We start from the raw sequence: 14,202 nt of genomic DNA, 5'->3' as shown, positions 1-14,202 counted from the left end.
ATCAATGTCCTCCATCTCGAGCGAGCTTGGCGTACCAGTCGGCGTAGGGCGTATTCTTCGCCATGTGCCGGTTGAGGTCGGGAGCGCCGTCCTTCCACCAGACCGGACCGCGTTCGCCAAGCTCCCGCTTGGCGTCGTCAACGGCCCGATGCGCCGCCACTTCGGCAGGCGGATCCTGTTTGGCTTTCGCGTGCCGGACGGCTCGCCTCGCCGCCATCAGCTGCTTCACCAATTTCAATCGTTGGTCTTTGTCGAGATCCGGGTTGGCCATCCGCCACAGTCGTCCGCGGACGACGAAATATCTGCCATCCGGGGTCTCCGGGTGCTTCACGCCGACTTCCGCCGAGCCCCTGCCGCCGGCTTCTTCGAAGCGGTCTCCTTCGCCGGCTTCTTGCCGGCAATGGGCATCAGCATCTCCTTTTGGCCGGGCGCGGCCTTCTTGGCTTTCTTGGCCGGCTTCTTGGGGGCCTTGGTATCCGCCGCGGCGCCACCGACGCTCTTGCGCAGCGCGTCCATAAGGTCGACGACGTTCTCGCCGCGCGGGCGCTCCTTGGGGGTGATCGGCTTGCCGGCGCGCTTCTGGTTGATGAGATCGACCAGCGCCGTTTCGTACTGGTCCTCGAACTTGTCCGGTTCGAAGTTTCCGGCCTTCTGCTCGACGATGTGCCGTGCGAGGTCGAGCATGTCCTTCGTGACCTTCACGTCCTGGATCTCGTCGAAGTATTCGGCCGGGTCCCGCACTTCGTAGGGGTAGCGCAACAGCGTCCCCATCAGGCCCTTGTCCAGCGGCTCCAGCGCGATGATGTGCTCTCGGTTGGTCAGCACGACGCGGCCGATGGCGACCTTGTCCATCTCGCGGATGGTCTCGCGGATCACCGCAAAGGCGTCGTGGCCGACCTTGCCGTCCGGACGCAGGTAGTAGGGACGGATCAGGTAGCGCGGATCGATATCGCTGCGGTCGACGAACTCGTCGATCTCGATCGTCCGGGTGGATTCCAGGGCGACGTTCTCGAGTTCTTCCTTAGTGACCTCGATGAAGGTGTCGGTGTCGACCTTGTAGCCCTTGACGATGTCCTCATTGGCCACCTCGTCGCCGGTGTCCGCATCGACCTTCAGGTATTTGATGCGGTGGCCGGTCGCCCGGTTCAGCTGGTTGAAGCTGATCTTCTCGGACTCGGACGTCGCCGGATAAAGCGCCACCGGGCAGGTGACCAGGGACAGCCGAAGGAAGCCTTTCCAGTTGGCACGGGGGGCCATGTACGCGGAACTCCAGGTGACGGTGCCTGGATTCAAGACGAATGAGGCTCATCGGTTCCGACACCAGGTCGGCGTCGGCGCCGAGAAAATTTGGTCCGGACCCCGGCGCGTAGCGGGCCCACCCGCAGCACGACCGAAGCGAGCGAATGGGCTCCAAAATGACGTGAATCGCCTGATTTCGGAGTACCTCGTGGCCCGCGCCGCCGGTATGGTCATCCAACATGATCGCTTTGCCGAGACCCCTATGAGACGAGAGCTTCCTCGATCCAGCCGACCTGGCCGGCATGGCCCAGGCGCTGGGACGGTCCTCGGACTACCGGGTGCTGCGGCGCCTGGTCGCCCGAGCGCCATACACGCCGGCCGTCGGGCAGGACGTCAAGACGGGTATTCTGCTCGACACCGAGACCACCGGTCTCGACCACGCCAAGGACGAGATCATCGAGCTCGGCATGGTCAAATTCGACTACACGGCGGACGGACGCATCCTCGGCGTCAGAGATGTATTTTCGGCCTTCAATGAACCGACGGTGCCGATCCACGCTGACATAACGGCGATCACCGGCATTACGAACGAAATGGTGGCCGGTCATAGATTCGACGATGCGGCGGTCGCGGCCTTCGTCGGGGACGGTTTGATCACAATCGCGCACAATTCCGCTTTCGACCGCAAGTTCACGGAGAGGTACTGGCCGGTCTTCGAAGGCATGGCCTGGGGCTGCAGCGCGACCGAGATCGACTGGCGAAAGCACGGCTTCGCGGGGGCGCAGCTCGGATATCTGCTGAACGGGGCCGGCTACTTCCATCACGCCCATCGGGCCGTTGACGACTGCCATGCCCTGCTGGAGATCCTGGACGTCACGCTGCCAACGACCGGCGCGCCGGCGCTCGCGCTCCTGCTCGAGACCGCCCGCAAGCCGACGGTGCGCATCTGGGCGGAGCAGTCGCCGTTCGAGCTCAAGGACACGTTGAAGAAGCGCGGCTACCGCTGGAACGACGGCAGCGACGGGAGACCCAAGTCTTGGTTCAGAGACATCGACGAGACCGCCTACGACGACGAGATCGCCTTCCTGCGGGCCGAGATATACATGCGCGACGTCGAGCCCAGCGTGCAGCGGCTGACCGCGTTCAACAGGTTCAGCAGCCGCATCTAGCCGGCAGGACCCCGACTACCGAGCGAGCCGCTTCTCGACACGCTTGCGGGAGTTGCCGACCTTCTTGACCGCCTTCTTGACTGCGGAAGCCGAGCGGCCGGTCTTCTTCGCCTCGTAGCCGACTTCGTACTTCTGCCCGCCGGCCACGCGGGCCCGGTCCTGTTTGCGCCCCCGAGCGGTTTTCTTCTTCGCTGCCTTTGCCATGGTCGGCTCCTTTGTTGAACGATGCCGAAGCAACGTCACAAGGATTCACTGGTTCCGGAACGATTCCGCATGTGCCACCTTGAATCACGTTTGTTGCGTGGAGTTGGTTCGTGGCGTTTGCGCGTAGGAAGCCTGCCGACATCGGCGTCAAGGCGTCGTTCCCGATTTCGTCGAGCCGGCCCTGGCATCTTCCATCGGGAAGGTGCCGTCCGGGTCCCGCTGGATTCACGAAATCAAGTTCGACGGCTACCGCGTCCAGGCCCACCTTCACAACGAAGCGGTGAAGATCTTCACCCGGCGCGGCCATGACTGGACCAATCGATTCAAGAAGGTCGCCAGCGACGCCTGGCGGATCAAGGCAAGCTCCGCGGTGATCGACGGCGAGATCGTCGTGCCCGCTGCCGACGGCTCCACGGATTTCTCGGTGCTGCAGAACGAGCTGAGGGGAAGTTCGAAGCGCATCGTCCTCGTCGCCTTCGACTTGCTCTACCTGAACGGCCGCGACCTGAGGAAGCTCCCTCTTCACCAGCGGAAGGCGGAGCTCAAAAAGATCGTCGCCGGCACCGACGTCCAGTTCAGCGAAAGCTTCGAGATCGAAGGCGCAGATATGTTCGCGCACGCCTGCAAGCTCGGGCTCGAGGGCGTGGTATCGAAGGTCCGGGACAGCACCTATGTCAGCGGTCGCGGCAATAATTGGGTAAAAAAGACCTGCGCGCAGCGGGAGACGCTGACGATCGCGGGCTTCGCCCTCGACGGCACCAAGTGGGACGGCCTCTACGTCGGCAGGCGCAAGGGACCGGACCTGGTCTACGCCGGCAAGGTCGACCATGGCTTCGACAAGACATCGACCGCGGAGCTCCGGAGAAGATTGGAGCCGCTCGTTCGCAAGACCCAGCCCTACGCCAAGCAGGATCGCCCACAAGGGCGTCTGGGTCGAGCCGAAGCTGCTCGCGGAGATCGAGTACCGCGCGAAGTCGGCCGAGGGAAAGGTCCGGCACGGCTGGTGTGCGGAGCGGCGGCAGCTTCGATGTGTGCTCGTGACGGACCATCTCATGCCCGGAATGGACGGATCCGAACTTGCACGGACAGTCCGGCAGCTCCGCCCGGAAATCGGAGTTCTCCTCGTTTCCGGATACCCCTAGGTTGATGGGGTCGAACCGTCGCTCGTGAGGCTGACGAAGCCGTTCCGGAAGGACGAGCTCGCACCGAGCCTCGCCCAGCTCCCGGTTCCTCTCGATCGTCCTGACACGCAATTGAAGGATTGGCCCGCCTTGCGAGAGGATCGATTGCAAGCTACGGACGGCCGACCAGCCCATCGGGCTCACCCGGAGCTGCTTTGCGGTCGCGGGGTTAAGCAGAAGCCTAGCAACCGGTCGACAAGCTACTCGCTCGGGCGCGGTTTCAGCTGCGGGGCAGAGCCTGCGAACAGGTCTTTCCATCGGAGATCCCGCGAGGGGTTTCGCCCTGCACGAACATCAGAAAAAACAGGATCGCCCCGGTGAATCCTGCGAATGCGCCTGAGGCCACAAGCGGATTGTGCAGCGTCGATCCGCGAGGCAGGCCGAAGCCGACGGGGAGCAGGACCGCCCCAGCAATCGCGACGATCATCTGAAGGTTCGCCGGTACGGCCGGAACCAAGCCTCGGCCACAGGATTTCACGGCCGGACTGGCATTCGAACGGTGGCACCATGAGGGCGTATGCTGAGCCGTCCTTCTGGTGTTTCATGGCAAACCGAGAGACCTGCGCGTGCTGAAACAGGGCGCACCCGGGGCAGGGCGCGAATGAAGTGGATGCTCGTTGTGCCGGCCGGCCGAGCCCGCACAAGTGACGGGAACGAGGCTGGACCACAGCGCTCCAAGCGGTTACGCCCCACTGGCATTCAGCGGTGCCAAGAAACCGGTGCAAAAGCTCGGCGCATGGATCGTTAGATCATCCGGACATTCAGCTGACGGAGCAGCGGCAGCTGAATTGCCTCGCACCGAGCCATGTCGATGGCGGGGCCGTTCTCTCGCCCGCAATCTGATCCTGACGAGAAGCCAATCTTAACCGGAATCCGCTTTCCTGTAGCTTTAGAAAATTGCTTCCATGGCACAGGCCTTAACCGGGTTTTCGGCCCCCAGACAGGTAACGAAGGAAGCAGCTGGACGCGCGCGCCAGCGCCGGCCGATGTATGTCGCGCAAGCCTCCAGCTTCCTGTTGGATTCCGCTATACTGTCGCTGTACTACTTGGCAGGGACGACAGACGCTTGGGTGGCGGCGGGGTATGCCGCGGGCGGCACCGCCTGGACCGCCCTGATGTGGGCAGCTTCCGAGCTGCACCTGACGGACCGCTTCAAGGACCACTACCTGACGGTCCCTCAGAGCTTCGGTAGCATCGCCATTCAGCTGACGGCCGTCTATCTGGCGCCCGAAATCGGATTCTACTTCGTCAGCATCATCTTCATCGTGCTGGGCTTCGGCGCGCTGCGGATGAGCGCGAGACAAGCGAGCGCAGTTTGGACCTTCTCGGCGGTCGGCTTGACCTTCCTGTTCATTTGCACCGACAGGCCGATCGCGATGCCGATGGCTACGCTCACCGAGCGCCAGTTGGCTCTGCTCTGCTTCGTCACGGCGCTGGGGCGCTGCGCCTTTACCGGGCTCTACGGCAGTTCGCTGCGAGAGATGCTGTACAAGAGGGGCAACGAGCTCGAGGAGGCGCACGCGCGGATCGAGGAGCTGGCGCAGATCGATGAACTTACCGGCGTCCTGAGCCGCCGGTACATCATGCGGGCGCTGAACGAAGAGGTTGCGCGCGCCCAGCGCAACGGGATGTCCTGTTCCGTGGCGATCATCGACCTCGATCTCTTCAAAAGGATCAATGACGGTTACGGACATCCGGTAGGCGATGAGGTGCTGAGGAGCTTCGCCGTCTCGGTGGTCGCCAATATCCGAGACGTGGACAGGCTGGGCCGCTACGGTGGGGAGGAATTCCTTGTGATCCTGCCGGGGCTGCCAGGAGATCAAGCTGTCGATGTGGTTGATCGGATAAGACAAATCGTTCGCGGAATGAACTGGGGCGCGATCGGCGATGGGCTCGCGGTGACCATGTCGGCGGGCGTCGCTCAACTCAGGGCGGACGAAGCGCCGGACGATGTCCTCGCCCGAGCGGATGTAGCTCTCTACAGAGCCAAGGACGCCGGAAGAGACCGCGTGATCGGCTAGGTCACGGAAGCTTCCTGGGTATGTCCCCTTCGTCCAGCAGCCCTCCGAGGCTGGGACAAGTTGGCTTGTCGGCCGGGGCATCTCAAATGATTGATCCGGACCGCGTGCGCCGATATCCTCGTCATCATCAGGAGAGCGACACAGACGACAGTGGGACCTGGCTCGATGCATGTCTGGACAACCTCGCCCGGTGAGCTCAAACATGTGCGCACGATCATGATGTGCGCCGCTTATTTCGGCGGTCGGCGCGCGAAGATGGAGCTCAGGTCGGGCGACTTCGCTGTCGGCGTGATCGTCAGCACCAATTTCGGAACCGACGTCTCCGAGCCGAAAACCGAGCTGCAAGGTGAAGCAGCTTTTTCGTCCGGAAGGATGTTCGGCGAGCTCCACGTGCTGCCTGACGTCGGCCCGGCCCTGGTCGTGCAGGCAATCGAGATCGAAAGCATCGAGCCGGCCGACGTGCTTGCTCTTAAGGCGGTCAAAAGCTGATCTACGGCCAAGCCGCGCAGCCTATTCCGTGTGCGAAAAGGTGCGGGCCTGGGACACCTCGTCTTCTTTGTCCAGCATCATCTGCCGCACGAGGGCGGCAGCGGCATTTTTTGCAAGTCAATCGGTTCGTCGCCACGGCGAAGCATGCGTGGGGAGCTGCCGCTCCGCGTCCGCACCTGGCGGGGAGAGGCGATGGAGCCTCCGGAATGCAAGTCCGCGCCAAGAGAGTCCGCACGCGTCTGCGATCATCAGGGGCGGGAAAGGATCATGGCGGGAACAAAGGGTCGGCAACAGCAGTTTTGCCTGTGGGCTAAAATCGGCGCTCCGCCGAAGGGTTGCTCGACGCAAAGGATCGACTGATGAGTGCGACCCGCATGGACCTACACGGATATGTGGAGGCCCTTCGAGAGACCGTCCCCCATAGCATCGATCCCGCTGCTAAATTGACCATCGAAAGCTGGCTTGCCGAGATGAACACCGCGGCCGATATCGGTGACGAGCATACCGCCGCTCGATTGGCTTGGATGATTGCCGAGAAAGTTGAGCTGGAACTTGAGCGGCAGCGACACCATCGCGACTGACGACGCGGGCACTACAGCGTACAGGGAATTCTATCTGCATGAGTGCTGTCCTGTTCCGGCGAGGCACCCGCTTTCCCGGAGCAACCGGATAGGTCTAGCGCGGCTTTCGGGCCGGGCAGCGGGCCCGGTTGATGTTGACACCGAACGTGACAGAGGTCGCCGGACGCATTCGACGGGAGAGAAAGGGGCCGCCGACTGATGCAACCTCGTATTCCGGCCATGTTCACGGTAGGAGAACTACGGAACCCGGAGGTTGTTCTCCAGACGGAGAACTACGGTCCGACGTACACGTCACGCCCTTTGGGCGAGCTGCGCGGGTGTCCGAAATCGGCTCGCTGCGGAGGCAAGAAATCGATGACGGCCGTTCACGCAGGCTCTCGCGCGATCTGCTCAGCCGCGGCGAGATCCGCATCGAAAATAGATATTTAGCGCGCGGCTGACAAGCCCTGCAGACATCTCGCTGTGTTGCTGGCTAAGAAACGCACGTAGCGAGGAAACTCTGGCTAAACGCGAGGGGACGCCATAGCTTAACCAAGAGGCATGGTGAACGTAAATCGCGTCTCCTCTAACGTCGAACTGACGCTAAGCTCCCCTCCATGCGCCTTCGCGATCTGCGAGGCGATGTAGAGCCCGAGCCCGAGACCTTGCCGGCTGGCATGCGCGTTCCCTCTGAAGAACGGCTCGAACAACTTGTCCATGGCGGCTTCCGGGATCGGTGGGCCTGCATTGGATACCCAGATTTCGAACAGTCCTTCTCGCGTCTGAGCATGAACGATCACGGGCTTGCTGGAAGCTCCGTGCGTCAGCGCGTTTCCGACCAGATTGGAAAGCATCTGGCCTAATCGGGACCGGTCGCAGTCGACGGGACGATCGATCTTGAACTCGGTTTCGATCGTCCGGCCGGGGGAGGCAAGCCTCAGTTCATCGACGACCTGCGCGAGGATCGGCTCGAGAGGCTTGCTCGCATCGCGGTTCAGACCGATACCGCCCCCGAGCCGGCCACGTGCCAGGTCGAGCACGTCGTCCATCAGTCCTGCCATTCCATCACGGTCGTCTGCATCATGGCGATGACCTGACGTTCCTTTTCGGTCTGAGCCGTCCGGTCCAGGATGCGTGCACCGGCGCTGATGGAAGCAAGCGGGTTGCGCAGATCGTGCCCGAGAACGGCGATGAACTGCTCGCGCAGCTCGGAAACATTGTGCTCATTATGCAGTTCGTCGGCCGACACCTTCTCGGCGGCCCGGGCCAGTTCTCTCGCCCCGATCAGCTCCTGTTCATAGCGAAGGCGGTCGGTCGCCCTGATGAGCACGAGGCGTATGGACAGCGGTTTGCCCGCCGCGTCGCGCCGTTCGCTCGCGTTCGCGATCATCTGCATCGGCTTGCCATCCAACCCCACCGCGTCGATGGCAAACTCCTCGAAGGCCGCCTGCATGCGCAGCAGGGGCGCGATATGGGTTTCGTAGTAGATGCGCCCCGCCATGGTAAGGAAATCGCTAAACCGCTGACCGAGCATCCGATCGGCCGAATAGCCACTTCACTCCAGGAAGGTGCGGTTCACATATTCCACGCGGCCAGCTGGCGTCAGCGAAACGTATCCGCATGGAGCGTTTTCGATCATGTCCTCGAAATCGAACGAACTCTGGTCCATGCTCGGCGTCAAACGAAGGTTCGCATCGCGGAGACCACTTGTTCGGGAGCGCTGAGATTCCGGCAATGTCCGGTGGCTTTCAACACGATCATTCGGCTGTTCGGGAGGGTGCGGTACACGAACTCGCCGACCTCCTCTGATGCGATGATGTCCTCGCTGCATTGAAGGATCAGAGTAGAGAGGGCCACCCGGGCGAGATCGTCGCGGTTGTCGGACGTAAACGTCACGCGGGCGAATGCTCTGGCAATCTCCGGATCAGTCCTGCAGAAGCTGTTGGTCAAGTCCTGGCCGAGCTCCGGCCGGTCCGGGTTGCCCATGATCATGGGCGCCATCTGCGCCGACCAGCCCATATGGTTCGAGTCCAGGAACTGCAGCAACTCCTCGATCTGCGTCGCACTGAAGCCGCCTCGCCTGCGCCGACGTGGTCGAAAAGGATCGTCCGGAAATCCTTCTCGAATGTAGGCGCCACGAAGCGCCACATGTTCTGGTCGCAGCTGAAGCCATGGGCGAACATCATCGCGTCGCCGCCGGTGCCGCTGACGTGCACGTTGTTTCGCTCGATGGCTCCCGCCATTGCTTTCCTTCCAATTTGCGACCCGATGACCAATCTAGCTGGCCTCGTTAGCGCGTGGCGAGGCCGATGGCGAGGAGGTGCTCTCGCTGTCTAGCGGGTAACCCCTGTCGTGCCGCCAGGTCCGAGTTGGCAATGCACTCCGGTGGAGGGAGTGAGCATCGGCGGGCGACGATGGGGGAGCCTCTCGGCTGGGACCGTCGCTTCAGAACCCAACCCGGAGAGCTTCGCCGGCTGCCGGTTCTCGGTGCATGCGATACCGACGTGGTTGCCAACTTGAGAGTCGGGGCCAATCAGGTCGTTCCTGTGAGCTCCCGCAGAACTCCGACGACGTGGGCGCTACGATACGGCTTAGGCAAAAACACGCTGCCGGCCGGCAAATCGTCATCTTCGATGTGGACGCGACCGGACGTCGCGACGATCTTGATCGGCGGCCAGCGGTCGCGGACGAAGCGTGCAAGCTTCAACCCATCCATCGAACCCGGCATCTGAACATCGGTGAAGACAACGTGGATGTCGGAGCGGACTGCGAGAATGGCGATGGCTTCGTCGGCATTGGCCGCCGAAATCACTTCAAAGCCCGCGTCTTCGAGCACCTCGACGGAATCCATCCGCAGTAGGTACTCATCCTCGACGATCAATATGACGGGGCTCGAATACGCCATTTCGGTGCAATCCTCTACGCTGCCAAGCGCGTTGCCAAGATATTGTTCCCAAAGATCAATCGCTTGCGTTTTGCCACCGAAATCAGCGACCAGTTAGGAACGAGGAAGGCGAAATGTGAACGTCGTGCCGGTCTTTTCGCCGGAGGTGACGACGATCTTGCCGCCATGGGCTTCGACGATCAGCTTCGCGATGTAGAGACCGAGCCCGAGATGGGCGCGGTCACCCAATTCTTGGCCCCTATCCACGACTGGAAAATTGCCCTTTGACTTTCAGCAGGTATTGCGGGACCAAAATTGTGAACGCTAACGGCTAAAGCGAGGGGGGTCGTTGCCAGATATGGTCACGGAGACCGGCCTCGTTCCGTCGCTGTATTGGACTGCGTTGCCCATCAAGTTGGAGAGGACCTGGCCCATTCTTGCCGGATCCCAAAGGCCGTTCGGATCACCTTCCTGAACGACTGTGAGCGTCTGCTTTTCGTTGACGCTTCGCAGTTCGTCGGCAATTGCGCGACATAGCGAGGCCAGGTCCGTTTGTGAGTTTGCGATCGGGATGTCGGTTCCGAAAGATGAGCGAGCAAGATCGAGCAGATCATCCAGAATTCGCGTCGCCCGGTACGTAGTCCGGACGAGATCGGAGACAATTTTGGCCTGCTTTGGATCCAGCGTCCCAGACCGCTTCATCCACTGTGCGGCCATTGAAGCTGCGCCAATCGGGTTCCGCAGGTCGTGACCAAGGATGCCCAGAAACAGATTCCGGGAGTTATTGATTGGTTTGGTGTAGTGGGCGACCGATTCCGTCACAGCCTGATCGATCGCTTCGTTGAACCGGGTGAGGTCCGCTAGATCGGTGCTTTCGAGGCTCCTGTGGTTGCCACCACTGCTTTACCACGCTCGCCCGCAACGCTCGATATTCCGAGACCATCTGATCGATGTCGAAGCCGTCTGCAAGGCGGAGCGCCGCGTGTACCTCTGCCGCGCTCTTGCGAAACGAACCGTCTTCGGCGTCCATGCCGCGCGACTTGTCGAACTGTTCGGCCAGCGTTTGAGGAGTCTCCAGGTCGGCGGCGATGAACTTTAGAATATCGACAATGTGGTCTTTCAGCGCGAGCTCCGACATCCCCTCGCTCGCCGGTGAACGCGTTTGCGCAAAATCGATCCATTCCTGGATGATGGCGGGTTGGTTGTTGCGGATGAAATCCGCCAGGCGCTCATGGCGTTGGCCAGAGATCTCGTCGACTAGATTGCTCAAAGCTCCACCATCGCTTGCTCAGCGTCGATCAAGCCTACCTCAATTCCTTTGAGATTACTGCGCCCCAATTGCTCCAACAAGATTGCTTTTTGGCCCATGGAACTCTGGGAAGTGATCCGCAAGACCATGCGAATGGCTTCAATCGTGGAACGAAGCTGCGGAGTTGTGGTTCTAAACCCCTGCAACATTTCTCACTGTTCTGAGGCATCGTGCAGACCATTCCGAGGTGTTGCGCATGGCCCCGACCCGAAACCGCATTCCGTCACGAGCGTCCCAATTCGAGGGCGAGGCTTCGTTGCGTCGGCACCCGATCATCACGGTCGCTGCCGCAGCAGCACTCCTGCTGGCTGCAACCGCCCTCGTAAACCGGCAGCTTGCAAAGAAGGCGCAACGCGATAATCCGCCGAGTGGACGATTTATCGAGGTCGATGGGGTTCGGCTGCATTATGTCGAACGCGGAAGCGGCAGGCCGCTCGTTCTTCTTCACGGCAACGGCAGCATGATCCAGGATTTCGCATCGAGCGGCCTGATCGATCTGGCCGCCAAGACGTATAGGACGGTCGTATTCGACCGCCCAGGCTTCGGACATAGCTCCCGCCCCCGGGACGTCCTGTGGACCCCGGCGGCGCAGGCGGATCTCTTCAAGAAAGCGCTCGAGCGCCTCGGTGTCGAGCGGGCCATCGTTCTTGGACATTCGTGGGGAGCGGCGGTCGCGGTGGAGCTGGCCGCCAGGCATCCCTCGTTCGTAGAGGCACTGGTGCTCGCATCCGGATATTATTATCCGTCCGCGCGTACCGACGCCGTGACCTCGTTGCCATCGGCTCTTCCGGGGCTCGGCGACATTCTCAGCTACACGCTATCGCCGATGGTGGGCCGGCTAATGTGGCCGGCCACGTTGCGCAAGATGTTCGGACCGAGCCGAGTCCCAATGAAATTTGCCGCCTTTCCCATGGAAATGACGGTCCGCCCCTCGCAGATGCGAGCCGCCGCCGCGGAGGCCTCAATGATGGTGCCGGCCGCCTTCATGGCATCGAAGGGCTACAGTGGACTGAATGTGCCGACAGTCATCATCGCAGGCGATTGCGATCGGCTGATCGACATCGACAAGCAATCCGCCAGGCTGCACGATGAGATCAAGCAGAGCTCCCTGCATCGGATTGCCGGGGCGGGACACATGATCCAGCAATCGGCAACTTCGGACGTGATGGCGGCAATCGATGAGGCCGCGGCCCGGACCCTGCACTGACGACGGAAGTCGCCGTCGCGAGGCGGCCGTGAATGGGACGGACGGTGAGGGGAGCGGTGTCGGCGGTCGCCACCGCGCCAGACGGTCTCGCGCCTTAAGGAGCCGCCTTGGCCTGCGAACCTTCCCTCCCTCACCAATACTGCTGCAAGGGGCTCTACTGGGCTCCCTGAGGGGGCACAGCGCAATCGGCTTCCGAAGCGGGACGAAAACGCAGCAGTTAGACCCGAATGATGGCAGAGAGCGTCGGCTACGGCACCGGGCCGGGAGATGTCGCTGCCTATTGAGTGCTTGGAGGAGGCTCTCGTCGACGGAAAGAGATTCAGCACCGTCGACACGGCTTGGGAGGGCACAAGCATTTTGATCGATTTCGAGGACGACACCCGACTGGCGCAGCAAGGACGTCCAAAAAGACGTTCTACTCGCCGAAACTCGCCATCGAATGCGAAACCTTACGGATCGTGCGCTCCCTTGCAAGTCATATCGAGGTTGAAGGGCAGTCTGCCGAGCAATTCCGCGATTCCCCGGACGCTTAAATGCAGTGGCCGTGCCGAGAACCTGGTTATTGAAGAATGGGTTGGGGGCCCGCCGCGGCTCGTCAATCCTCTCACGACGCAGATGAAAGGCTTCGACGACGAGGAGGCCCTGCCGCAGGGAGGAGAGGTGCAGATATCCCTTTCCCTTTATGCCTGAATACCTGACGCGACCCGACCGGAATTCTTCGACTGGTTCCTGCAACGTATATGCTTCGAAGCTCCGACCATGGCGCTCGATCCCCATGCGAAGACAGTTGATGAGCTGGCGCGCTTGCGGAGTCTGCACGCCGAAAAGCATGGACCCGCTCGCGTTCCTGCTGCTGCGGGAAATCATCAAGGAGATCGAGGCCGATCTTGACCGGATCGGCAACAGCGGCAACGCCGACGAGGGCGCCTAAGCTGGCAGTCAGCCCGCCCCGAGCAGTGCTCGGATGGCTCCCTGCAGCTCCTTCAATTGGAAAGGTTTGCGCAGCATCGGCCGATCGCCCAGCGCGCGAGGTAGGCCGGCCTCCGAATAGCCGCTCGCGAAAAGGAATGGGATGCCTCGTTCCGCTATCACTTCGGCCGCGGGGACGCTGACCGATCCGGCAAGGTTGATGTCGAGGATCGCAATATCGAAGGCTGCGTCCCGCGCGAGCGAAAGCGCCTCAGCCAAGCTTCCGGCTTCCGCGGTCACGCGATGACCGAGCTCCTCGAGCATGTCGGCAAGCATCATCCTGATCAGCGCCTCATCCTCGACAAGGAGGAACGATTTGCCGGTTGCTTCAGTGGCTTTCAAGAGAGAGTTTTCCTCGTTCAGTATCATCTAGGTGCCGTACGCGCGGACTGGGCGAGCATCGAGCACGGACCTCAGGCGCAGCGACAACTCCGGCGGCGAAAAGGGCTTCTGGATGAGGACGACATCGGGATGAAGGCGACCGTCCCGAACGATGGCATCTCTTCCGTACCCCGTCATGAAGAGAACCTGTAGCGTAGGACGTTCGGCAAGAGCGCGATCAACCAGTTGTCTGCCGTTCCTTCCGGGCATCACGACATCGTCAGCAGGAGATCGATCTGTTGTTTCGGATCGGCGATGATTTTCAGGGCTGCCTCTGCGTTGTCGGCCGTCAGCACCGAGTAACTCATATCGCCTAGCATCTCCAACAAGTGCTCGCGGACCCCTCGATCGTCCTCGACGACCAGTATCTTCTCCCCACGCCCTTCCAAGACGCTGCGATTGGGCTCGTCCAGCAAAACAGGTTTGGTTCCTTTCGATCGGGGCAGATATAGGTTGACCGTTGTGCCCCTCGCGGGCTCGCTTCGGATAGTCACGTGCCCTGACGATTGCCGAGCAAAGCCGTAGACCTGACTGAGTCCTAGGCCTGTCCCTGCGCCTGGAGCCTTGGTTGTGAAGAACGGCTCGAAAA

General features: G+C 61.5%; 16 protein-coding genes and 3 pseudogenes. 7 read left to right on the top strand and 12 right to left on the bottom strand.

Features of this window, described 5'->3' with window-relative positions; translation table 11 throughout:
* Position 1: 1 nt before the first annotated feature.
* Both WA702_RS27120 and WA702_RS27115 read right to left on the bottom strand, forming a co-directional pair.
* Entirely contained in the window at positions 2–331 is a 330-nt protein-coding gene (locus WA702_RS27120) for a hypothetical protein (protein ID WP_425113619.1), read from the bottom strand.
* A complete protein-coding gene (locus WA702_RS27115; protein ID WP_425113618.1) occupies positions 328–1,257 on the bottom strand; it encodes a Ku protein in 930 nt (309 codons plus the stop codon). The genes WA702_RS27120 and WA702_RS27115 overlap by 4 nt, the downstream gene beginning before the upstream one ends.
* A gap of 284 nt (positions 1,258–1,541) precedes the next feature.
* On the opposite strand from WA702_RS27115, the gene WA702_RS27110 reads away from it, so the two are divergent.
* Positions 1,542–2,408 (top strand): 3'-5' exonuclease, encoded by an 867-nt coding sequence (locus WA702_RS27110; protein WP_425113617.1) that lies wholly within the window; start codon positions 1,542–1,544, stop codon positions 2,406–2,408.
* A gap of 15 nt (positions 2,409–2,423) precedes the next feature.
* Here the strand turns inward: WA702_RS27110 and WA702_RS27105 are convergent, their stop codons facing one another.
* On the bottom strand, positions 2,424–2,612 hold the full coding sequence (locus WA702_RS27105; RefSeq protein ID WP_425113616.1) for a DUF3606 domain-containing protein: 189 nt from the start codon (positions 2,610–2,612) through the stop codon (positions 2,424–2,426).
* Positions 2,613–2,722: 110 nt separating this feature from the next.
* On the opposite strand from WA702_RS27105, the pseudogene ligD reads away from it, so the two are divergent.
* A pseudogene (gene ligD / locus WA702_RS27100) lies at positions 2,723–3,610 on the top strand (non-homologous end-joining DNA ligase); the annotation flags it as partial.
* 403 nt (positions 3,611–4,013) lie between these two features.
* On the opposite strand, the gene WA702_RS27095 reads toward ligD, so the two are convergent.
* Positions 4,014–4,220: a hypothetical protein gene (locus WA702_RS27095; RefSeq protein ID WP_425113615.1), complete on the bottom strand. Its 207-nt coding sequence runs from the start codon at positions 4,218–4,220 to the stop codon at positions 4,014–4,016.
* A 478-nt stretch (positions 4,221–4,698) separates the two neighbouring features.
* Here WA702_RS27095 and WA702_RS27090 point away from each other — a divergent pair, with 478 nt between their 5' ends.
* The 3 genes from WA702_RS27090 to WA702_RS27080 all read left to right on the top strand — a co-directional run bounded on the left by WA702_RS27090 (position 4,699) and on the right by WA702_RS27080 (position 6,884).
* Positions 4,699–5,814, top strand: coding sequence for a GGDEF domain-containing protein (locus tag WA702_RS27090; RefSeq protein ID WP_425113614.1), 1,116 nt, complete (start codon positions 4,699–4,701; stop codon positions 5,812–5,814).
* 165 nt (positions 5,815–5,979) lie between these two features.
* The gene (locus WA702_RS27085) at positions 5,980–6,303 is read left to right on the top strand and encodes a hypothetical protein (protein WP_425113613.1); all 324 of its coding nucleotides are present in this window, start codon (positions 5,980–5,982) and stop codon (positions 6,301–6,303) included.
* Positions 6,304–6,662: 359 nt separating this feature from the next.
* Positions 6,663–6,884 (top strand): hypothetical protein, encoded by a 222-nt coding sequence (locus tag WA702_RS27080; protein ID WP_425113612.1) that lies wholly within the window; start codon positions 6,663–6,665, stop codon positions 6,882–6,884.
* A 527-nt stretch (positions 6,885–7,411) separates the two neighbouring features.
* Here WA702_RS27080 and WA702_RS27075 read toward each other — a convergent pair.
* The 6 genes and pseudogenes from WA702_RS27075 to WA702_RS27050 form a co-directional block, all read right to left on the bottom strand.
* Positions 7,412–8,532 (bottom strand): annotated as a pseudogene (locus WA702_RS27075) (PAS domain-containing sensor histidine kinase).
* 8 nt (positions 8,533–8,540) lie between these two features.
* Positions 8,541–9,106 (bottom strand): annotated as a pseudogene (locus tag WA702_RS27070) (alpha/beta fold hydrolase).
* 290 nt (positions 9,107–9,396) lie between these two features.
* Complete coding sequence (locus WA702_RS27065; protein WP_425113611.1) at positions 9,397–9,768, bottom strand: response regulator; 372 nt, start codon at positions 9,766–9,768, stop codon at positions 9,397–9,399.
* A gap of 93 nt (positions 9,769–9,861) precedes the next feature.
* A complete protein-coding gene (locus WA702_RS27060) occupies positions 9,862–9,996 on the bottom strand; it encodes an ATP-binding protein (RefSeq protein ID WP_425113610.1) in 135 nt (44 codons plus the stop codon).
* 75 nt (positions 9,997–10,071) lie between these two features.
* Positions 10,072–10,569, bottom strand: a complete 498-nt coding sequence (locus WA702_RS27055) for a sensor histidine kinase (protein WP_425113609.1) — start codon at positions 10,567–10,569, stop codon at positions 10,072–10,074.
* Complete coding sequence (locus tag WA702_RS27050) at positions 10,529–11,017, bottom strand: RsbRD N-terminal domain-containing protein (protein ID WP_425113608.1); 489 nt, start codon at positions 11,015–11,017, stop codon at positions 10,529–10,531. The genes WA702_RS27055 and WA702_RS27050 overlap by 41 nt, the downstream gene beginning before the upstream one ends.
* Before the next feature lie 235 nt (positions 11,018–11,252).
* On the opposite strand from WA702_RS27050, the gene WA702_RS27045 reads away from it, so the two are divergent.
* Together WA702_RS27045 and WA702_RS27040 are read left to right on the top strand one after the other, a co-directional pair.
* On the top strand, positions 11,253–12,263 hold the full coding sequence (locus WA702_RS27045; protein ID WP_425113607.1) for an alpha/beta fold hydrolase: 1,011 nt from the start codon (positions 11,253–11,255) through the stop codon (positions 12,261–12,263).
* 267 nt (positions 12,264–12,530) lie between these two features.
* Positions 12,531–12,953, top strand: a complete 423-nt coding sequence (locus WA702_RS27040) for a hypothetical protein (protein ID WP_425113606.1) — start codon at positions 12,531–12,533, stop codon at positions 12,951–12,953.
* Between the two features lie 249 nt (positions 12,954–13,202).
* Here the strand turns inward: WA702_RS27040 and WA702_RS27035 are convergent, their stop codons facing one another.
* Both WA702_RS27035 and WA702_RS27030 read right to left on the bottom strand, forming a co-directional pair.
* Positions 13,203–13,601, bottom strand: coding sequence for a response regulator (locus tag WA702_RS27035; RefSeq protein ID WP_425113605.1), 399 nt, complete (start codon positions 13,599–13,601; stop codon positions 13,203–13,205).
* A 221-nt stretch (positions 13,602–13,822) separates the two neighbouring features.
* Positions 13,823–14,202, bottom strand: a 380-nt coding sequence (locus WA702_RS27030; protein WP_425113604.1) for an ATP-binding protein, incomplete at its 5' end; no start/stop codon positions are given.

This window comes from Bradyrhizobium sp. (assembly GCF_049798375.1).
Lineage (GTDB): Bacteria > Pseudomonadota > Alphaproteobacteria > Rhizobiales > Xanthobacteraceae > Bradyrhizobium.
Note: the sequence above shows the minus strand (reverse complement) of the source record. Positions and strands in the feature narration are given on the sequence as shown.

What these genes read in the sequence shown, in the direction of transcription:
- WA702_RS27045 (WP_425113607.1), top strand. Translation starts at nt 11,253, where the DNA reads ATGGCCCCGACCCGAAACCGCATTCCGTCACGAGCGTCCCAATTCGAG.
- WA702_RS27085 (WP_425113613.1), top strand. Translation starts at nt 5,980, where the DNA reads ATGCATGTCTGGACAACCTCGCCCGGTGAGCTCAAACATGTGCGCACG.
- WA702_RS27105 (WP_425113616.1), bottom strand. Translation starts at nt 2,612, where the DNA reads ATGGCAAAGGCAGCGAAGAAGAAAACCGCTCGGGGGCGCAAACAGGAC.
- WA702_RS27035 (WP_425113605.1), bottom strand. Translation starts at nt 13,601, where the DNA reads ATGATACTGAACGAGGAAAACTCTCTCTTGAAAGCCACTGAAGCAACC.
- WA702_RS27090 (WP_425113614.1), top strand. Translation starts at nt 4,699, where the DNA reads ATGGCACAGGCCTTAACCGGGTTTTCGGCCCCCAGACAGGTAACGAAG.
- WA702_RS27080 (WP_425113612.1), top strand. Translation starts at nt 6,663, where the DNA reads ATGAGTGCGACCCGCATGGACCTACACGGATATGTGGAGGCCCTTCGA.
- WA702_RS27095 (WP_425113615.1), bottom strand. Translation starts at nt 4,220, where the DNA reads ATGATCGTCGCGATTGCTGGGGCGGTCCTGCTCCCCGTCGGCTTCGGC.
- WA702_RS27110 (WP_425113617.1), top strand. Translation starts at nt 1,542, where the DNA reads ATGGCCCAGGCGCTGGGACGGTCCTCGGACTACCGGGTGCTGCGGCGC.
- WA702_RS27040 (WP_425113606.1), top strand. Translation starts at nt 12,531, where the DNA reads ATGTCGCTGCCTATTGAGTGCTTGGAGGAGGCTCTCGTCGACGGAAAG.
- WA702_RS27065 (WP_425113611.1), bottom strand. Translation starts at nt 9,768, where the DNA reads ATGGCGTATTCGAGCCCCGTCATATTGATCGTCGAGGATGAGTACCTA.
- WA702_RS27115 (WP_425113618.1), bottom strand. Translation starts at nt 1,257, where the DNA reads ATGGCCCCCCGTGCCAACTGGAAAGGCTTCCTTCGGCTGTCCCTGGTC.